The 18,393-nt window shown below is 29.0% G+C and carries 23 protein-coding genes; 3 read left to right on the top strand and 20 right to left on the bottom strand.

The window, feature by feature from the left end:
• Positions 1-30: 30 nt before the first annotated feature.
• Genes ABIK75_02725 through ABIK75_02715 form a run of 3 tightly spaced genes read left to right on the top strand, consistent with a single transcriptional unit; the run spans position 31 to position 2,599 of the window.
• Positions 31-471 (top strand): arsenate reductase ArsC, encoded by a 441-nt coding sequence (locus tag ABIK75_02725; protein ID MEO0090003.1) that lies wholly within the window; start codon positions 31-33, stop codon positions 469-471.
• Positions 468-1,637: a DUF438 domain-containing protein gene (locus tag ABIK75_02720; GenBank protein ID MEO0090002.1), complete on the top strand. Its 1,170-nt coding sequence runs from the start codon at positions 468-470 to the stop codon at positions 1,635-1,637. The genes ABIK75_02725 and ABIK75_02720 overlap by 4 nt, the downstream gene beginning before the upstream one ends.
• Entirely contained in the window at positions 1,637-2,599 is a 963-nt protein-coding gene (locus tag ABIK75_02715; GenBank protein ID MEO0090001.1) for a hypothetical protein, read from the top strand. The genes ABIK75_02720 and ABIK75_02715 overlap by 1 nt, the downstream gene beginning before the upstream one ends.
• 142 nt (positions 2,600-2,741) lie before the next feature.
• Here ABIK75_02715 and ABIK75_02710 read toward each other — a convergent pair whose 3' ends face one another.
• The 20 genes from ABIK75_02710 to rpsG form a co-directional block, all read right to left on the bottom strand.
• Positions 2,742-4,430 carry a hypothetical protein gene (locus ABIK75_02710; GenBank protein ID MEO0090000.1) on the bottom strand — a complete coding sequence of 563 codons (1,689 nt, stop codon included), beginning with the start codon at positions 4,428-4,430 and terminating at the stop codon, positions 2,742-2,744.
• Entirely contained in the window at positions 4,417-4,620 is a 204-nt protein-coding gene (locus ABIK75_02705) for a hypothetical protein (GenBank protein ID MEO0089999.1), read from the bottom strand. Before ABIK75_02705 ends, ABIK75_02710 begins: the two co-directional genes overlap by 14 nt.
• Complete coding sequence (locus ABIK75_02700; GenBank protein ID MEO0089998.1) at positions 4,617-5,999, bottom strand: glycosyltransferase family 2 protein; 1,383 nt, start codon at positions 5,997-5,999, stop codon at positions 4,617-4,619. Before ABIK75_02700 ends, ABIK75_02705 begins: the two co-directional genes overlap by 4 nt.
• A 1-nt stretch (position 6,000) precedes the next feature.
• Positions 6,001-7,563, bottom strand: a complete 1,563-nt coding sequence (locus ABIK75_02695; protein MEO0089997.1) for a CDC27 family protein — start codon at positions 7,561-7,563, stop codon at positions 6,001-6,003.
• Complete coding sequence (locus ABIK75_02690; protein ID MEO0089996.1) at positions 7,560-8,582, bottom strand: hypothetical protein; 1,023 nt, start codon at positions 8,580-8,582, stop codon at positions 7,560-7,562. Before ABIK75_02690 ends, ABIK75_02695 begins: the two co-directional genes overlap by 4 nt.
• Positions 8,583-8,706: 124 nt before the next feature.
• Positions 8,707-9,561 (bottom strand): glycine--tRNA ligase subunit alpha, encoded by an 855-nt coding sequence (locus ABIK75_02685; GenBank protein MEO0089995.1) that lies wholly within the window; start codon positions 9,559-9,561, stop codon positions 8,707-8,709.
• Entirely contained in the window at positions 9,558-10,106 is a 549-nt protein-coding gene (locus ABIK75_02680; GenBank protein ID MEO0089994.1) for an HD domain-containing protein, read from the bottom strand. The genes ABIK75_02685 and ABIK75_02680 overlap by 4 nt, the downstream gene beginning before the upstream one ends.
• A 23-nt stretch (positions 10,107-10,129) precedes the next feature.
• Positions 10,130-10,306 (bottom strand): hypothetical protein, encoded by a 177-nt coding sequence (locus ABIK75_02675; GenBank protein MEO0089993.1) that lies wholly within the window; start codon positions 10,304-10,306, stop codon positions 10,130-10,132.
• 1 nt (position 10,307) lies between these two features.
• Positions 10,308-11,096, bottom strand: coding sequence for a phosphatidate cytidylyltransferase (locus ABIK75_02670; protein ID MEO0089992.1), 789 nt, complete (start codon positions 11,094-11,096; stop codon positions 10,308-10,310).
• The gene (locus ABIK75_02665; protein ID MEO0089991.1) at positions 11,089-11,793 is read right to left on the bottom strand and encodes an isoprenyl transferase; all 705 of its coding nucleotides are present in this window, start codon (positions 11,791-11,793) and stop codon (positions 11,089-11,091) included. The genes ABIK75_02670 and ABIK75_02665 overlap by 8 nt, the downstream gene beginning before the upstream one ends.
• Complete coding sequence (frr, locus tag ABIK75_02660) at positions 11,794-12,351, bottom strand: ribosome recycling factor (GenBank protein MEO0089990.1); 558 nt, start codon at positions 12,349-12,351, stop codon at positions 11,794-11,796.
• The gene (locus ABIK75_02655; GenBank protein MEO0089989.1) at positions 12,345-13,052 is read right to left on the bottom strand and encodes a uridine monophosphate kinase; all 708 of its coding nucleotides are present in this window, start codon (positions 13,050-13,052) and stop codon (positions 12,345-12,347) included. Before ABIK75_02655 ends, frr begins: the two co-directional genes overlap by 7 nt.
• Positions 13,027-13,623: a translation elongation factor Ts gene (gene tsf / locus ABIK75_02650; GenBank protein MEO0089988.1), complete on the bottom strand. Its 597-nt coding sequence runs from the start codon at positions 13,621-13,623 to the stop codon at positions 13,027-13,029. The genes ABIK75_02655 and tsf overlap by 26 nt, the downstream gene beginning before the upstream one ends.
• Entirely contained in the window at positions 13,620-14,333 is a 714-nt protein-coding gene (gene rpsB, locus ABIK75_02645; GenBank protein MEO0089987.1) for a 30S ribosomal protein S2, read from the bottom strand. Before rpsB ends, tsf begins: the two co-directional genes overlap by 4 nt.
• Entirely contained in the window at positions 14,318-14,719 is a 402-nt protein-coding gene (gene rpsI, locus ABIK75_02640) for a 30S ribosomal protein S9 (GenBank protein ID MEO0089986.1), read from the bottom strand. The genes rpsB and rpsI overlap by 16 nt, the downstream gene beginning before the upstream one ends.
• Positions 14,716-15,153: a 50S ribosomal protein L13 gene (gene rplM / locus ABIK75_02635; GenBank protein MEO0089985.1), complete on the bottom strand. Its 438-nt coding sequence runs from the start codon at positions 15,151-15,153 to the stop codon at positions 14,716-14,718. Before rplM ends, rpsI begins: the two co-directional genes overlap by 4 nt.
• A gap of 761 nt (positions 15,154-15,914) precedes the next feature.
• Positions 15,915-16,367, bottom strand: a complete 453-nt coding sequence (locus ABIK75_02630) for a chemotaxis protein CheW (protein ID MEO0089984.1) — start codon at positions 16,365-16,367, stop codon at positions 15,915-15,917.
• Positions 16,367-17,302, bottom strand: coding sequence for a hypothetical protein (locus ABIK75_02625; GenBank protein ID MEO0089983.1), 936 nt, complete (start codon positions 17,300-17,302; stop codon positions 16,367-16,369). The genes ABIK75_02630 and ABIK75_02625 overlap by 1 nt, the downstream gene beginning before the upstream one ends.
• A gap of 30 nt (positions 17,303-17,332) precedes the next feature.
• On the bottom strand, positions 17,333-17,791 hold the full coding sequence (locus ABIK75_02620) for a gamma-glutamyl-gamma-aminobutyrate hydrolase family protein (protein ID MEO0089982.1): 459 nt from the start codon (positions 17,789-17,791) through the stop codon (positions 17,333-17,335).
• A gap of 131 nt (positions 17,792-17,922) precedes the next feature.
• A complete protein-coding gene (gene rpsG, locus ABIK75_02615) occupies positions 17,923-18,393 on the bottom strand; it encodes a 30S ribosomal protein S7 (GenBank protein ID MEO0089981.1) in 471 nt (156 codons plus the stop codon).

The raw sequence follows: 18,393 nt of genomic DNA, 5'->3' as shown, positions 1-18,393 counted from the left end.
TTTTTATAAAAATCAAATAAAATTATTGAAATGGAAAAAATTAAAATTCTTTTTCTTTGCGAAGAAAACTCCTGCCGTAGCCAAATGGCAGAAGCGATTGTTAATAATTTTTATTCCTATTGTTGCGAAGCAAAAAGTGCTGGTAGCAGATTAACCGAAATTGATCCAAAGGCAATTTTGATAATGAAAGAGATTAATATTGATATCTCTCAACAAAAAAGTAAATTGGTAAATCAGTTTTTCAACAAAGAATTTGATTATGTAATCACCCTTTGCGGTGAAGATGCCAAAGAAAGTTGTCCCTATTTTATCGGAAAAGTAAAAGAAAGATTATCTTGGCCAATTCCTAATCCTAAATTAGCAAAGGGTAGTGAAGAAGAAGTTTTAAATTTTTATCGTAAAATAAGAGATTTATTAAAAAGTAAAATTGATAAATTATGTAAAGAATTGAACAAAAGGGAGGAAAAGTGAGTGAACTTTTTGGCAAAAATAAAAAAGAAATAATAAAGGAAATAATAAAAAGAATCCATCAAGGTGAAGATGTTAAAAAATTGAAAGAGGAATTTAAAGATTCTTTAAAAGGTTTAACACCGAAGATAGTTGCGGAAATTGAAGAGGAATTGATTAGGGAAGGAATGAGTAAAGAAGAAATCCAGAAATTTTGTTCTCTTCATTTGGCACTTATGGAAGAGGAGTTAGCAAAAGAAGAGATTTTAACTGAACCCGGACACCCGATTTATATTTTAATGACTGAGCATAAAATTCTTTTAGAGAATAGTCGAGAGTTTTATCAAATTCTTTTAGAAAATAAATTAGATGAAAAATTAGAACATATTATTCATCATTTTAAAGACTCCGAATCCCATTATTTAAGAGAAGAGAATGTCCTTTTTCCTTATTTAGAGAAACACGGAATTACCCAGCCACCAGCAATAATGTGGATGGAACATGATAAAATCCGCAGCATAAAAAAAGAGATTTATCAATTATGGGAAAAGAAAGAAAATTTAAATCTTTTAAAAGAAAAGGCACAAGAACTTTTTGAAATGTTAAATTCCCATTTTTATAAGGAAAATAAAATCCTTTTCCCTACCTCTTTAAATGTAATAACCCAAGAAGAATGGCAGGAGATAAAGAAAGAATTTAATGAAATCGGTTATTGCTGTTTTACACCCGACGAGAGCACCAAAAGAGAAGAAATAAAAGAGACAACTAAAAAAATTTCAGAAACCTTACCAATCAATTTTGAAACTGGTGCCTTTTCTTTGGAAGAATTAGAAAATCTTTTAAACACTCTGCCTTTTGATATTACTTTTGTTGATAAAAACGATATTGTTAGATACTTCAACCAGTCAAAAGAAAGAATATTTTTACGTACCAAAGCAGTTTTGGGTAGAAAAGTTCAACAATGCCATCCCCAAAAAAGTATCCATATTGTTGAAAGAATTTTAAGCGATTTTAAAAATAAGAAAAGAGATGTTGCTGAATTTTGGATTTCCCATAAAGGAAGATTAGTTCATATTCGTTATTTTGCTGTCCGTAATAAAGAAGGTGATTATTTAGGATGTATTGAAGTTACGCAGGATATTACCGAAATTAAAAAAATTGAAGGCGAAAAGAGAATTTATGATTATTAATGGCGAAAGAGATTTTAACCGGTAGAAAATGGAGGGTTAATAAAAATAAGGCAGAAAAAATAAAATCCCTTTTATTAGAGAAAGGCGGAAAACAGGAAAAAGTAAATAGTCCTTATGAAATTTGGCGGATAAGATTAGAAGATGCAGTTTTTACTTATTATTCCACAAAAACTTTATACTCAACACCAACAAAGGTTGAATCGCCAGAAGTTATTAATGCTTGGGAGGAGATAAATAAAATTGCTGGCTCTCTCTTTGTTCCCTTAAACAAAGATTTTGCCATTGGTTTGGATGAAACAAACAAGGGAGAAATATTTGGACCTTTAATTCTTATTAGTGTCTTTATTCCCAAAAATCTTTTTCCCTTTTTAGAAGAAATTATTTCAACTGTTGATACCAAAAAAGAGCATCCTTTTTCGTATTGGCAAGAAATTTATAAAAAGATTTTATTTTATAAAGAGGCTGGCTTAACCTTCGTTGGTAAAAAAATCTCTCCCCAATTGATTGATAAATATAAAATCAATTATCTAATGGATCTCGGTTATTTAACGATATTAAAGAAATTAATTAAAGAGAAAGATTTAAAGAATTTAAGGATTACAATTGACGACTACGGAGTAGGTAAAAATTTAAAGAATTTTTTAACTGATTTAGCCAAAAAAGGAACACAAGTGATAATTAAGAAAAATGCTGATGAAAAATATTTAGAAGTGAAAACCGCCTCTCTTATTGCCAAATTCTTTAAAGAGAAATTCCTTTTTCAACTTAAAAGTAATCCGGAATACCAAATTGAGAACTTAACAATCGGCAGCGGAAATTTGGGCGACAGCGAAACAAGAGAATGGTTAAAAAAATGGTACGAAAAACATAAAGAATTCCCTTGGTTTGTAAGAAAATCTTATCTTCCTATCCAAAAAATTTTGGGCATCAAAGAAAAAGTCAAAAAAATATCGCCCGACTAATAAAAATTTAAAAGAAGTTTTAAATATTGATTTTTTATTATTAGATATTATAATTAATATTTTATACTCATTTAGATAGGGGCTGTATAGGATATATTATAGTTATCTATTCAATTTCCTATCTAAATTTTAAATCTTTTTATTAATGATCTTGGTAAATAATATATATTTTTCTTTTTTCTCTTTTAGCCAATTTTTTAATATCAATTGTAATCTCTCTCTCTGATATTTCATTAGTTGAAGGATAATACTTTATAACAATCCCTTCAATATCTTCTGGAGTAAAGTTTGCTATAATTATCTCATCTATTTTATTCTCTTTAAAATCCATTTCTATCTTTGACCTTTTTTGCCACCATTGGGCAATATCTTTTGCCTTGGTAAAATAACAATTTTTATCATTTTCTATCAAGTCAATAATTTGTTTTATTACTGGCTGATAATCGCTATTGCCCAATAAATGGGTATGGATACTAAAAACAATTAACCCATTTATTCTTTTTAGTTCTTCAATATATTTTAGGAAGTAATTAAGTAATGTATCAGGATTTTTTATCCCGTTTCTTATCATCAAATCATAATCATCAGGAATTGTCTGGGGAATGGAAATTAATGAAGATAAATAGGGAAGGAAAGGAACTCCCAATTGGTATTCAGTAAGAAAATAGAGAAAACCAGATTTTTTGAGAATCTCCAAAGTTAAACTATCATACATCAAAAGGGGTGGATGGAAACCAAAAATCTTTTCTTTCAATTTCTTTTCTAAGTAATTTTTCCCTTCCAAAATAATTCTTTCTTGCTTTTTATAATCTTTACCTTTTAGTGGTTCGTGTTCTTGTCCGTGAAGAGCAACTTCAATATTTTCTATATCTTTCTTATCAAAACTTTTAAACTCTGATGATAAAAAAAAGAAAGTACCCTCATTTACTATTTCTTTAATCTTATGCCAATTTTCACCTTGATGTTCTACATCGCACGTAAAAATAAAAGCATATTCTTTATTATCAGGCCAATAGCCAATTTGGACTATCGGTCTTTTGGTTAACCAATTTATTATATTTCTAAATAAAATTTTAATATTCTTTTGGGTAAAAGAATCACCTGTTAAACTATTTAAAGAAAAGCCTAAAGCAACATATCTTCCCTTATTATAAAAACCATAAACAATTGCCTCTTTACCAAATTTATAATAACCACAAACATTTACCCTCTTTTCCACTGGCTTTAAATAATAACTTTTTTCGCCAACAATCCCTAAAAAATCTCCAACCTTCATATTAAAGGTTAATGGTGTTTCTCCTTTGAGAAGTATTTCTTGGTATTCTATTTTGTTATTTTCTATCGGGATAACACCACTAATATGACTTAATAAAGAAACATTTTCTTTCGTCTGCGGATTTTTTATTATTAAAATTCCCCAACCGGAATAAACTTTTTCTTTAATTTTCTCACTTATCTTTGGATCATATTTAGTTTTTTCTAATAAAATAATAACCCCTTTTTCTTCTGGCAATCTCTCAAAAATCTTTTCATCAATTATTTGATAATCAAATTCCGAAAAATCTTTTAATATCTCTTCTAAAACCTTTATCTCATTATCAAAAATAAAATTTTTATTAATAAGCACATAACCTTTTAAAGGCAGATATTCTTCTTTAAAGAAAGATAATTTTAAAGTATCATAAGTTAATAAAGTATCTTTTTCTTCTTTAACTATTGGATAAAACTCTGGTTTTTTTATTACTAATTGGGTAAGCCCAAGGGCGGTAATTAAAAATAAGAGAAAAATAAAAAAGATTAAAATAAGAAACCAGAGATTAATTTTTTTCATCCTCTTTCGGCTGATAACGGATGAATATTTCTTCCTCTATTTCTTTTTCTTGTTTTACTCTTTGGTTATTTAAATTCTCTTTTCTATTTATCTTTAAACGAAATAAAACATAAATCACTAATGAAAAAATCAGAGTAATGAGAGTAATTCCCAAAACAATTGCTGAAAGAACAGTAATTACTTCTCTCATACCTTTTCTCTTACTATATATCCATTAAGTTTACCAGTAATTTTTATTCTTTGCCAGCCCATTTCTAAGTTTAAAACCTCTTCTAAAAAAGCAAAAACCTTAATAGTATCAATCAATAAAAGATAAAAAAGACGATAGATTAAAACCAAAAAAGGTAAATGGGAAAAGATAATCTTTTTGTTATTGTAAGCATTATTTTCGCTTTTCTTATCACTAACATAAGCATAACAAGCGGAACTAAAATCAAGAAGGGTTAAGGAAAACCACCAGATAAAAAGAAAAGGAATAAATCCATAAAGAAGTGCTAAAAGGGCGAAAAATAGATGAGCAATTAGATTCATTGCTGGCCAGAAAAAGGCTTCGTAAATCAATAATAAATAACTTAAAATTAATGAAAAAGAAGCCTTAGAATGATAAAGAAGATGATTATTTTTTCTTACTGCTTGTAAAATACCTCTTGTCCAACGATATCTCTGTTTAAAGAGACAGTTAATACTTTCCGGAGCCTCGGTGTAAACAACTGCTTTTGGTTCATAAACAACTTTATAACCGGCTTTTAATATTCTCAAAGTTAAATCACAATCTTCAGCATAAATATTCCCATTGTATAAACCAACTTTCTCTAAAACTTCTCTACGGAAAAAACCAATTGCCCCGGGCACAATATTAACTTTGTTCAAAAAACCTAATGCCTGCCGAGTGAAATTTAAACCTTCCATATATTCTAATGCCTGTAATTTTACAAATAATTTATCCTGATTCCAAATTTTCACATTACCGGCAACCGCTCCCACCTTTTCATCTTGGAAATGTCTTACTCCGTAAATCAAAGAATTCTTAGTTATCACACAATCGGAATCAATACAAACGATAATCTCACCATTACTTTCCCAAATACCCCGATTCAATGCCTTAGCCTTTCCTTGATTTTCCTGCCTTAACAATTTTAGTTTTATCCCTTTCTCATTTTTTAAAAATTGATAAGCGATTGAATAAGAATTATCTTTTGAACCATCATCAACAATAATCACTTCGTACTTCTCTTTAGGATAATTTAAATTTAATAAAGAATTAATTACCGTTGCCAAGATCTTTTCTTCATTATAAACAGGCATAATAATAGAGACTGTTTTTAAGTCTTCTTCTTTAAGTAATTCATTTTTATAGCGAAAATGGGCAAGAAGAGAGAGAATAAGGATTATTAAATAACGGAAAAGTAATAAGATAAAAAAGGAAAGCAAAAGCACTGTTAGACTAAGCATAAAAATATGGGCATAACTTAAATTAATTTTTTCTTTAATAAAGGATAAAAGATAAATACAACCAATTGTGATAACTATCAGTAAAATTAAAGTAATAAAAAACTTTTTCTCTCTCATTTTACCATAAATATTCAAAACCAATAGTTCCTTCACCAATTTTGTAATAGTAAGTTTCGCCGTATTTGCCATTCAGTAATAAAAAGAAATTTTTAACTAATTTTATTCTAAAAGCGATTGAGAAATCTTTCTCTAAGAAGGAAAAATCAATCGGTTTCCCCAATTTAAAAAATATTTCAAAATTTTCTACCCAAATATTTAAAAACGCTGAATGAACTTCGTAAAATCTTGGTGACCAATATTCCTCTTTTTCTATAAGATAACTTAAAAAATAATAGTGATAACCAAATTTTAAATTATTAAAAGGTAAAAAAATTAGTTTAAGATTTAAATTATTCAATTCATTTTTATCACTATAAAGACCATACTGATAATTTCCTTCAAAGCCCAAAAATTTGAAAGGCTGATAATATATCCCTCCCCAAAGAGCATCGGCTGTTAATAAACGATAACAAGTATTTATTTTATAAACTTCTTCCCAAACCGGTTTTTTATTATATTCTAAATTTAATAGCAACTTCGGATTTTGATAATTGACCCCAATACCATAAAGAATTAAATCTTCACTTCTTTTTATTGCTAAATAATAAACATTAAAATTAAGATAGAGATTTTCTAAAAAATTGATTTTGTTTTTTAAACCAATTTTATTTATTATTCGCAAACTATCGTCTTCTTGACATTGTTGCCATTCATAAAGAATAGTAGAGGATAATTTATTCCAATTAAATTGAAAATATGAGCCCAATAAAATCCTCTGCCATTCTTCCGTTGTTTGTTGATAAGAAAAGATTGGTAAAAAGGAATATAAAATTTCAGATTTTTCTTCCCTTTTTTCCTTTTCTTCCATTTTGCTTTTTACTTCTTCATACTCTTTTAAAATATCTTCATTTTCCGGATACAAATTTTTTAATTGCTGATAAATCCGATAAGAATTCGAATAATCGTTTTGCCATTTATAAATTCTTGCTTTAGCCAAATCTATTTTGATATCGGTTGTTTCTTTTTCTAAATTTTTTAAAATCTCTAATGCTTTTTCATAATTACCATTCCAACTGTGCACTAAGGCTAATTCATAACGAGCTCTTTTATCCTTAGGAAAATAATTTAAATATCTTTCGTAATAAAAAATTGCTTTGTTAAAAAATCCTAACCAACTACTCACCTGAGCAATTTCATAAAAAATTCTTTTATCACTTGTATCTTTTTTTAGAAAATCTTCGTAAAAAGCCAAACTTTTAAAATAATCTCCCCTTTCCTTTGCACTTCGGGCTTTTTGTAATATTTCGGAATATTGGATTTCCCCTTTTTTAATCTCTTTTTGTGATTTTTGTGTTTTAGAAAAATTATAAAGACCCTTAATCCTTTCCGTTGAATCAGACAAATTTAATTCGAAGAGAATTTTTCTTTTTAACTCTCTTGCTTTTTTGTCTTTAGGTTTTTTTTCTAAATACTTATTCAAATAATAAACTGCTTCTAAATATATTCCCTTTTCATACAACTCTTTTGCCTTTTCTAATTCCCAGTGGGAAAAAAGAATTGAAACAATTAAAAGAATCTTCATAAGATTTTATTCAATTCTTCAATATTTTGAAAATCTTCTGGATAATGATAAATAAAATTAGCAATCTTTATCCCTCCGGTCGCCTCTTCTTCGTTGATAATTTTTTTACACTCCTCTAATTCTTTTTTATTATTCAAAAATAGCAAATAAACCTTATCTTGGTAACGCATTGCCGGAACCCTAATTCCTTTTTCTTTCAAAATCTTCGTTAGCCGATAAAGAAAAATCCTCTTTAAGTGATCATCTAAATCTGTCAAAATTCGATAACCAAAAAGTGAAAAGAAAAAATTTTTTTCAATTAGTTTAACCAAAATTTTTTTAAATCCTTGATAATTATATAGTCCCGTATAACTATCCTGTTCAGATGATTCTTGCGGATATTCGGGAATAAAAAAATCTTCTTTTTTCGAAATTTTTATTTGATGGGAGAAACGGGAAAATAAATTATATTTCTCTTCCTCATAAAAAATTATTCCGGCGGCAATTTCTCTTAAAAAACAAAAAATTTCTTTATTTTCTTCAACAAATTCTTTCGTTAAAGAAAAAAAACCAACACAACAGTATTCTCTTAACAACATAAAGAATTCAAAAATTTCTTTATAAAATTTTTCTAAATTTTCAAAATTAAGAAAATAACCAAAATTACTTATAACAATTTGCCGTGCTTTTTCTTTAATCAAAATCTTTTTCAAAGAAGTTAAGGCAAAAATCGTTTTTTTATCCTCTTTAATTTTTAAAAAATCAGGATTAACAAAATGAATAAAAAGTAAACTTTTTCTCACCCACTCATCCACATCAGGCATAATCTTTTTTGCCTGTCTTAAAAAATCTTCTAAGTTTAAGGAAGTAAAATATAATACTTGTTCCTGAGAGATTAAAACTTTATTCACATATTTTAAAAGAATTTCATTATTGATCTCTTCTTTCTCACTAATTAAAAAATATCCGTAACCTGGTTGAAATCCACCCCAAAGATTATCAATTTCCTCAATACCAGTTTTTATTAAATCTATTTCCATAGCCCAGTCCTCAAAAATTATTGAATATATTATTTTATTTTTAATTTAAATTATGTCAATAATTAAAAGAGAAGCTAACTTTTTGATATTTAAAAACTTACTTAAAGAATAGGATTAGAAGATATTAGGGGGTAATCTTTTGTAAGTATTTTGTTGCTGCCAGTCGGGCTAAATCTCTTATCCGTTTAATATAGGTTATTCTTTCGGAAACACTAATTGCCCCTCGAGCCTCTAAAAGATTAAAGATATGAGAACATTTAATTACGTAATCATATCCAGGATAAACTAAGCCTTTTTCCAATAATCTTTTTGCTTCTTTTTCGTAAAAATTAAACAATTTTAAGTATTCTTGAGGAATAACCTCTTCAAAATTAAAAAAAGAAAACTCCTTTTCATTTTGAAGGTAGATATCTCCCCAAGTATGGTTTTCATTCCATTCAATTTGGAAAATAGAAAAAACCTTTTGTAAAAACATTGCAATTCTTTCTAAACCATAGGTGATTTCTACTGGGATTATCTTTAAATCCAATCCGCCCATCTGTTGAAAATAGGTAAATTGGGTTATTTCAATTCCATTGAGTTCAACTTGCCATCCAATACCCCAAGCGCCCAAAGTAGGTGATTCCCAATCATCTTCAATAAATTTAATATCATTATTTTTTAAATCAATACCAATCGCTTCTAAACTTTTTAAATAAATCTCTTGAATATTTTTAGGGAAAGGTTTTAAAATGACTTGTAATTGCCAATATTGTTGGACTCTTAAAGGATTTTTACCGTATCTTCCATCACGCGGTCTTTTAGAAGGTTCAATATAACACACCCTCCAAGGTTTGTCATCCAGCACACGGAAAAAAGTTGCCGGATTAAAAGTACCTGCCCCAACTTCGGAATTATAGGGAGAATAAATTAAACAACCTTCTTTTTTCCAAAAATTTTTTAAAGTTAGTACAATATCTTGAAATTTCTTTTTCTTCATAAGCCAAGTGCTTCAGATATCTCTTGCATCGCCGATAGGCAAATTTCAATAAATTTTTCTAAATCCAATCCGATTTCTTCACATTTTTTTATCTGTTCCCGATTTGCGCCTGCCGCAAATTTTTTTTCTTTAAAACGACGTAAGACAAAATTCACATCTACATTTTTTAATTTTTTTGTCGGATGCATCAAACAAGCTGCTACTATTAAACCCGTTAAAGGATCAACTGCATATATTGTTTTTTCTAATTTATTTTCCGGAACTTTTTTTTCACAATGAGCAAGAATTCCATTGAAAATTTCTTTATCGTAAAAATTTCTTTCTTTTAAAATTTCAACTGTCCGACTACCGTGAGTTTCGGGGGTTTTGTTAGTCTCTTCATAATCCAAATCATGTAATAAACCGCATAGACCCCATTTTTCTTCGTCTTCGTTAAAATATTTAGCCAATTTCCGCATACAGGCTTCCACTGCTAACAAATGTTTTTTTAGATTTTCATTTTTAATAAAATTATCTACTAATTTTAAGGCTTCTCCTCTTGTCATATTCTGTTATTTTACTAAAATTATTAATTATCTTCAATATTTTCTTCTTTTATCATCTTTTTCAATTCTTCTTTTTGTTTGTTTCTTTTATATAACTTTTTACTTTCAAAAATTTTAGTAGGTTTAATAATTTTTCTTTGTCGCGACAAGGATTTTACTATTTGATGTCTCGAAACCCGAAAACCAATCTTCTTTTTCATCTCATTGGTTAATTAAAAAATAATAAAATCCGGGAATAGTAAAAAGTAAACTATCAATTCTATCCAAAAAACCGCCATGGGCTAGTAATAGATTCGAACTATCTTTAATTTTTACTTCTCTTTTCATTAAGGATTCTAAAAGATCACCCAAAAAAGCTAAAAAACTTAACGAAACACTTAAAATAATTAAGTTTAATGGACTAGCCAATTTTTTCAAATATATAAGAGTAAAGGGTAAAGAAAAGATTATACTAAAAATTAGCCCTTCTACACTCTTGTTAGGACTTATATCTTTGGCAATTTTATGCCTTCCTAATATACTACCTGAAAAGTAAGCAACCGTATCATTAAACCAGGTAAAAAATAAAGGAAATAAAAAAATCCAATGAGAAAACTGTTTTTGGCTGACCAAACGTTTTAACAAAAATAGGTGGGATGGCAAAATGCCTAAATATACAAAATAAAAAATACCAAAAACGAGATTATCTATTGTGAGTGGTCTTCTTAACAAAGTAATAATGGTAAGAATAATTAGAAAAAGGAATAATAATAAATCAAGTTTTTGAGAAAAATAAAAAAATGTTAATAACAAAATATTTAAAAAAGGGTAAAGATAATAAATCCAACTAAAATTAAAAAGTCGTAATCGGTATATTCTAATAAGTTCTAAACCGGCAATGAATAGAAAAAATTGTAAATAAAGAAAAAGTAAGAAATTATTAAAAGAACAAAAAATTAAAGAACCACCAAAAATTAAAGCAATAGTTATTCTTTTTAATAGTTCACTCAAATTCTAAAACTCGACCGAATTTCCTTTTTCTTTTTTTATAATCTTCAATTGCCAATAACAAATCCTTTTCTCGAAAATCGGGCCAAAGAGTTTTGGTAAAATAAAATTCGGTATAAGCTGATTGAAAAAGTAAAAAATTTGATATCCGGTATTCTCCACCGGTTCGGATAAGTAAATCGGGATCAGGAATTTCTGGATCATAAAGAAATTCTCTAAATTTTTTTTCGTCTAAACTTTCAGGCTCAACTTTCTTTGTTAAAATTTTTTTCACCGCTTCTATAATTTCTTGACGACCACCATAACTTAACGAAAGTACCAACGTTAAACCAGTATTATTTTTTGTCAAGGCAATTAACTCGTCTAAATTTTTTCTTACTTCTTTTGGTAATCTTTCTATCTGGCCAATAGCTTTTACACGAACATTATTTTTATTTAATTCTTTGGCTTCACTTTTTAATAATTTTTTTAACAAATTCATCAAAGCGTTGACCTCTTTTTCCGGCCTTTCCCAATTTTCCGTGGAAAAAACATAGAGAGTTAAATATTTAATTCCTAATTTAGCGCAACTTCGAACAATCTCCCTTACTGATTCTACTCCAGCACGATGGCCAAAATAACGGGGCAAATTACGTTCCTTTGCCCAACGACCGTTGCCATCCATAATAATTGCAATGTGCTGGGGAATATTTTCGGACACTTATTCTTCTAAGATTTCCTTTTCTTTTTTCTTAAAAAGTTCTTCTATTTTTTCGGTAAACTCGTCGGTAATTTCTTGAATTTTCTTTATTCCTATTTTACTATCGTCTTCGGAAATTTTTTTCTCTTTTTCTAATTTTTTTATCTCATCGTTAGCATCTCTTCTAATATTTCTGATTGCCACCTTGGCATCTTCGGTTAACTTAGCACATAATTTAATTAGTTCTTTTCTTCTTTCTTCTGTTAAGGGAGGAATAGGAATTTTTATTAAAGAACCTTCAATCTTTGGGGTCAATCCTAACTCTGCCTTATAGATTGCTTTTTCTACCTCATTGACGACATTTTTATCCCATACTTGAATAACTAACATTCTTGGTTCAGGAGCATAAATATTTGCTAATTGTTTTAAAGGGGTTGGATTTCCATAATATTCAACTTTAATTCCATCCAAAATTGCTGGATTGGCCCGTCCGGTTCTGATTCGGGCTAGTTCTTGTCCCAATAATTCATAGGTTTTTTGCATTTTGTTTTTAGTTGTTTTGTATATTTCCTCTAACATATTACGCTCCCAATTTTTTCTCCTAATAAAATTTTTTTTAAGTTACCTTTTTTCATTCCATTGTAAACGACTAAAGGAATTTTTGCTTCTCTAAGAAGAAAAAAAGCCGTTTTGTCCATTATTTTTAACTCTTTTTTGATTGCTTCTTCATAAGTAAGTTTTTTATAAAACTTAGCATTTTTATTTTTTAAAGGATCCTCGGAATAGACGCCTTCAACTTTTGTTCCTTTCAAAATCACATCTACTTTTAACTCTCGTCCTCGTAAAACACAAGCGGTATCAGTAGAAAAATAAGGATTCCCAGTGCCACCGGCTAAAATCACAATTCTGCCTTTCTCCATTGCTTCGTTGGCTTTTTCTACACTATAATAGTCAACAATCGGCATACAAGGAAAAGAAGAAAAAATAACGCAAGGCCATTTTTCTTTTAAATAGTTTTCAATTATTAAAGCATTGATTATTGTTCCTAACATCCCTATTCGATCGGCTAATAGTCGATTTCCCATATCATTTATCGCTCCCCGCACAAAATTTCCGCCGCCGGTTACAATCGCTATATTTATTAACAATTTTTCAACTACTTCAATAATTTCTTCACTTATAGCCTTTAAAATCTGTTCGTTCTCCCAAATTTCACCAGTTAATTTAAGAAGTACACGCTTATAGGGAGAGGATTTACTCACCAATTTTAAATCGGGCAAACCTTCTTATTTTTATATTTTCACCAAATTTAGCAATTTGTTCTTTTAAATACACTTCAACGGTCTTTTCTGGATTTTTTATAAAAGATTGATTTAAAAGACAAACTTCTTCATAAAATTTTTGTAATTTTCCTTGAATTATTTTTTCAATTACCTCCTTGGGTTTGCCACTATCTTTTAATTGTTCTTCATAAATTTTTCTCTCGCGTTCGACAATCTGGGGCGGCAAATCCTCCGGACTTATCGCTAAAGGGTCAGTAGCAGCGATCTGCATAGCAATATCTCTTACAAATCTCCGGAACTCCGGATTACGAGCAACGAAATCGGTTTCACAATTTACTTCTACCAACACTCCCAATCTTTCGCCAGGATGAATATAAGCCTCCACAACCCCTTCGGCAGTAGGTCTTTCCATCTTTTTTTCTGCTTTGGCAATTCCTTTTTTTCTTAAAATTTCGATCGCCTTTTCAATATCACCTTCTGCTTCAATTAAAGCCTGTTTACAATCTAAAATTCCAGAACCTGTCCTTTGTCGTAACTCTTTAATTTTTTCAATCGGGATATCTTTCATATCTCCTCCTTTAAATCTTGTTCAAAAATTTTTCTTCCCTCAATTACGGCATCAGCAATTTTAGAAGTAATCAATTTTATAGAACGCATCGCATCATCATTTCCGGGTATTGGATAATCTACCAAAGTTGGATCTCCATCAGTATCCACCAAAGCAACAACTGGAATTCCTACTCTTTTTGCTTCTAAAATCGGCGTCTTTTCCATTCTCACATCTACCACATAAATAATTCCTGGCAATCTTTCCATTTCTCTCAATCCTTTATAGATTTTTTCTAATTTAACAAACTCTCTTTCTAATTTTCTTATTTCTTTGTTTCCTAAATTTTTAAAATCTTTTTCTTGAAACTTCCTTTCTAATTCCAAATATCGTGCAATTCGCGAACTCACAACCGAAAAATTGGTCAAAAGACCACCAACCCATCTTTCTGTTACATAAAGGGCCTTACAGCGATTAGCTTCTTCTTCAATAATTGGCTTTGCTTGTTGTTTTCGACCAACAAATAATACATCGTCTCCTTTTTCTGCAGTCCGACGTACCGCCTCGTAAGCAATTTTCAATCGTTCTAAAGTCTTCTCAACATCGATAATATAAACTCCATTTTTCTTTCCGTAGATAAAAGGAGCCATTTTTGGATTCCATCTCTTAGACAAATGACCAAAATGGATTCCTGCTTCTAATAAGTCTTTAACAGTTAACGTTTGGTCCATTGGAAACTTTTTCTCCTTTTAGCTAATCCATACTTACATCTCTCTTTTTCTCGGGGGTCTCTTTTTAGCAATCCTGCGTCAGAAAGTAATTTTCTTAATTCGGGTTGATAGTTTACTAAAGCACGAGCAATCCCTAAGGAAATAGCACCTGCTTGAGCGGATTTACCTCCTCCTTTCACTTCACACTTCACATCGAATTGTCCCAAAAGATTCGTAACTTTTAACGGTTGTTGAGCCAAAAGTACCAAATCAAAACGACCAAAATATTTCTCCGCCGGTTGATTATTCACAACGAATTTCCAGTTTTCATTATTTGCTTTTGGATAAAGCCAAACTTTTGCAACACCCTCTTTTCTACTTCCACAAGCGAAATAAAATTCGTTCATATTTTTGCCTCCACTATTAAATTCTTCTGTGCTTGGTGAAGATGCTTATCATCTAAATAAATCTTTAACCTTTTTAAACGATATTTTCTTAGACGATTCTTAGGCAACATTCTTTTTACTGCTAATTCTATCACCTTCTTAGGATTTTTTTTCATCATCTCTTCAAAAGTCATTGATTTTAAACCTCCGGGATAACCGGTATGCCAATAATATACCTTTTTCTTTTCTTTTTTGCCAGTAACTTTAATTTGAGAGGCATTAATTACAATTACAAAATCGCCACAATCAATATGGGGAGTATAATAAGGTTTATGTTTTCCCATCAAAAGAAAAGCAATTTTTGATGCTAGTCTGCCTAAAATCTTTCCTTTAGCATCTACTAACCACCATTTCCTTTCTACTTTTTCCTTATCAGTAATAATTGTTGTTTTCATAATTTTATAAATTATAATAAAATCTTTTTAAAAGTCAAGCGAATAGAGTAAATGTATTAACATCTGGTTACCAATATAATAAGGAGACTAATAAAAAGAATTAAAAATGATGGAAGTAGAAAATAAAAATTATCAAAAATTTTTTAACCAGTCCAGAAAAAACAATTAAAAAAATCTAAAATGAAAAAAATATCCTAAGATTTAATTTTGAAAGTCTTTTTATTTATTCATACTCTTCCAAAAAACTACCTAACAGCAAAGAAATTGTTTGTGCTTTTCGTTAAAAACTTATTAATAAAAATTTTTTCAAAGTTATTAATCGCCTTCTTTGCAGAATTAACCTTTTGTCTCCTTTAAAGGTTTGTTTTTTTCAGTCCTTTTGACATCGTTGCTTCTAACTTTTGGAAGCCTACCCTATAGCATTCTCCTACCCTGTTTTTTCTGCTTCGGTGCTTAAATTAATTTATTGGCATTTAATTAAAAAATGGAAGGTATTTTTTATCGTTATTATATTATATTTTTAAAATCATTAATAGTTATAGGCTAAATTAATTCAAAAGTAAAGGAACAAAATTGATACCCTTTCAACAAATTGTTTAATTTTAATTAACTATTTTTTACACATTTTCAATAAACCACTCATAGAGTCCTAAAAGAAATATTTTATCTTTAAGAGAATAATAAAGTGATTAATTTTCTAAAATTATTTATAAACTAACAGATTGTTGAATTTTTACTAGAAGTAGTTCTGCTTAATTACATTACTTACCAATAGAAATAAAGGGTTTTATTTCCTGATGTTCAAAAATTTTTGTCAATTCAATAATGGGGATAAAAATTTCTTCTTTTTTTATTAAACCAGTAATATAATAATTAGGAACAGTTGAAGAAAACAAAGGAGGACAAGGATAAATTTCCTCTTCTTTTACCTCTAAAATTTCTTCAACATCCTTAACGGCAATAAACACCAACTTATCGTCCATTTTAAATTTTAAAAAAACACCTCTATTTTCTTCTTTAATATTAAAGAATTTCGCTAAATCTATTACTACCGCTAATTTTTTTTCTTCAGCAAGAATACCAACGATATACGCGGAAACTTCCGGCAAAGGATAAACCTTTATATCCCATAATATTTCTTTTATACCCCAAATTGGTAAAGCAATTTTTTCTTTTCCCAGTTCACAAATTAAATAAGCACTCTTTCCAATCATTATTTTTTTATTTCGTAATTTTTAATTTCACCGATTATTTTTTTTAAATTGAGCAATTCTTCTCTAAAAAGACTAAATTCCTCTTCGCTTGCTTTCAGAAAATTAATTAATTTTTCTCTATCATTTGGTGAAAGCAGTTGAGCAATTTTTTCACCGGTTTCTTTAAAATTGGTGAAATATTTGTTTACTAAAAAAGGATCGTTACTTAACAATCCTAATTGAAGATTGAGGAGATAATAAGTAAAAATTTTTTTATAATTAGATAAAGCCTCTTCATTATTTTTTGTATCGATTAAAGGTTTTTGAAATTCTTTTATTCGATTTTCCCAATTATTTATTTTTTCTAAATATTGATCAGTTTTTTCTTTAACGAGTTTTAAAATCTCCAGTAGCGAAAGATAATTGTTAGAAACGACATTTTTCCTTTTCGAAGGCAAAAAGAAATTTGCCAAAACTACTAACAAACCCAATCCGATAATTGTTATTATATTAACAAAATAACTTTCCCTAATTTTTTTATTTTGAAAATTTTGAAACTGGATTATCAACCTGGTTAGTTCCTCTTTCAAGATTTTTTCTTTCTCTTTTAACCATTGTCGAAAATTAGTAAATACGGTAAGATCATTTTTTCTGGAGGAAGTAGTTAAATAGGCTAAGTGATTAATAAATGAGTCAATTATACTGTTATCCTTTTTTAGAATTTCACTTTCCTTTACTAATCTTTTTATTTCTTCCAAATAAATTGGTTCAAAAAAAAGGCGAAATTTTTCTAAATTAATAGCAATTTCCTTCAATAAAAAAATTTCTTTATTGAAATTGCTATTATCCTCTAAAAATTTTTTATTATAAAAATTTAATTTTTGATAATTTTGGAAATTAAATAGTAAACAACTAATAACAAAAAAACAAATTAGAGTTAAAATTATTCTTTTCATAATAAATTATAACAAAATTTTTATAAATTGTCAATATTTAACTATCTTTTCATAGAAATTTTTGATTATTCTATAGCCCACTTCTCCTGAACGTTCAATATGAAATTGGACCCCGAAGATTTTTCTTTTTCTGTGTCTTATTGCTTCAACTTCACAGTTCTTAGAAAAAGCGGTGATTTCTAATTCTGTTTTTGTTAAAGAAGATTTTATTACATACTCTTGATGCGACTTTTTAGCAACAATTTTATCTTCCAAATTATAAAATATATCCTCTTTATTCAAAAGAAATATTTCTTCATTTCTTTCAATGAATTCTAAATATTTTCCAATTTCGCCACCAAAGGCTTTTGCCAAAAGTTGATGACCGTAACAAATTCCCAAAATAGGAATTTCTATTTCTCTCAATATTTCTAAAATGCTTTGATTAAACTCATTTTGCGAAATCATTTTAGGAGAACCAGAAAGAATAATAGCATCAAAATTTTTTATATTCTTTAAACTTAACTCTTTCTCACCAAGAACTTGGTAGTCGCTAAAATCTTTTATTAAATCAATATAAGGGATTATCTTCTCTTTTTGATGGTCGAGATAAAAGTTTAAGAGTAAGGTTTTAGCAATAATTACCAGCGAAAATGAGCAAAAGCTCGGTTAGCTTCAGCCATTTTGTGTGTCGTTTCTTTGGTCTTAATTGCTTGACCGGTACCTTTAGAAGCATCGATTAACTCGTTTGCCAATCTTTCGACCATTCGATATTCACTTCTTTCCCGAGCAGCACGAATAATCCACTTAATTGCTAAGGATTCTCTTCTTCGTGGCGAAACTTCTACTGGAATTTGATAAGTAGCACCTCCTACTCTTCTCGGTCTCACTTCCAAGACGGGTTTGACATTATTAATTGCTTTTAAGAAAACAGTGTAACCATCTTCTCCGGTTTTTTTCCTGATAAGATCTAATGCACCGTAAAAAATTTTCTGAGCAATCGTTTTTTTACCGTCCCACATTAAATTATTGATAAACTTCTGGACAAGAACCGAATTATATACTGGATCGGGAGGAATTTCTCTCACTTCTGCTCTTTTTCTTCGCGCCAT

This window comes from candidate division WOR-3 bacterium (assembly GCA_039801725.1).
Taxonomy (GTDB): Bacteria; Hydrothermota; Tepidihabitantia; order Tepidihabitantales; family DTDR01; genus DTDR01.
This window is presented reverse-complemented; position numbering and strand designations above follow the sequence as displayed.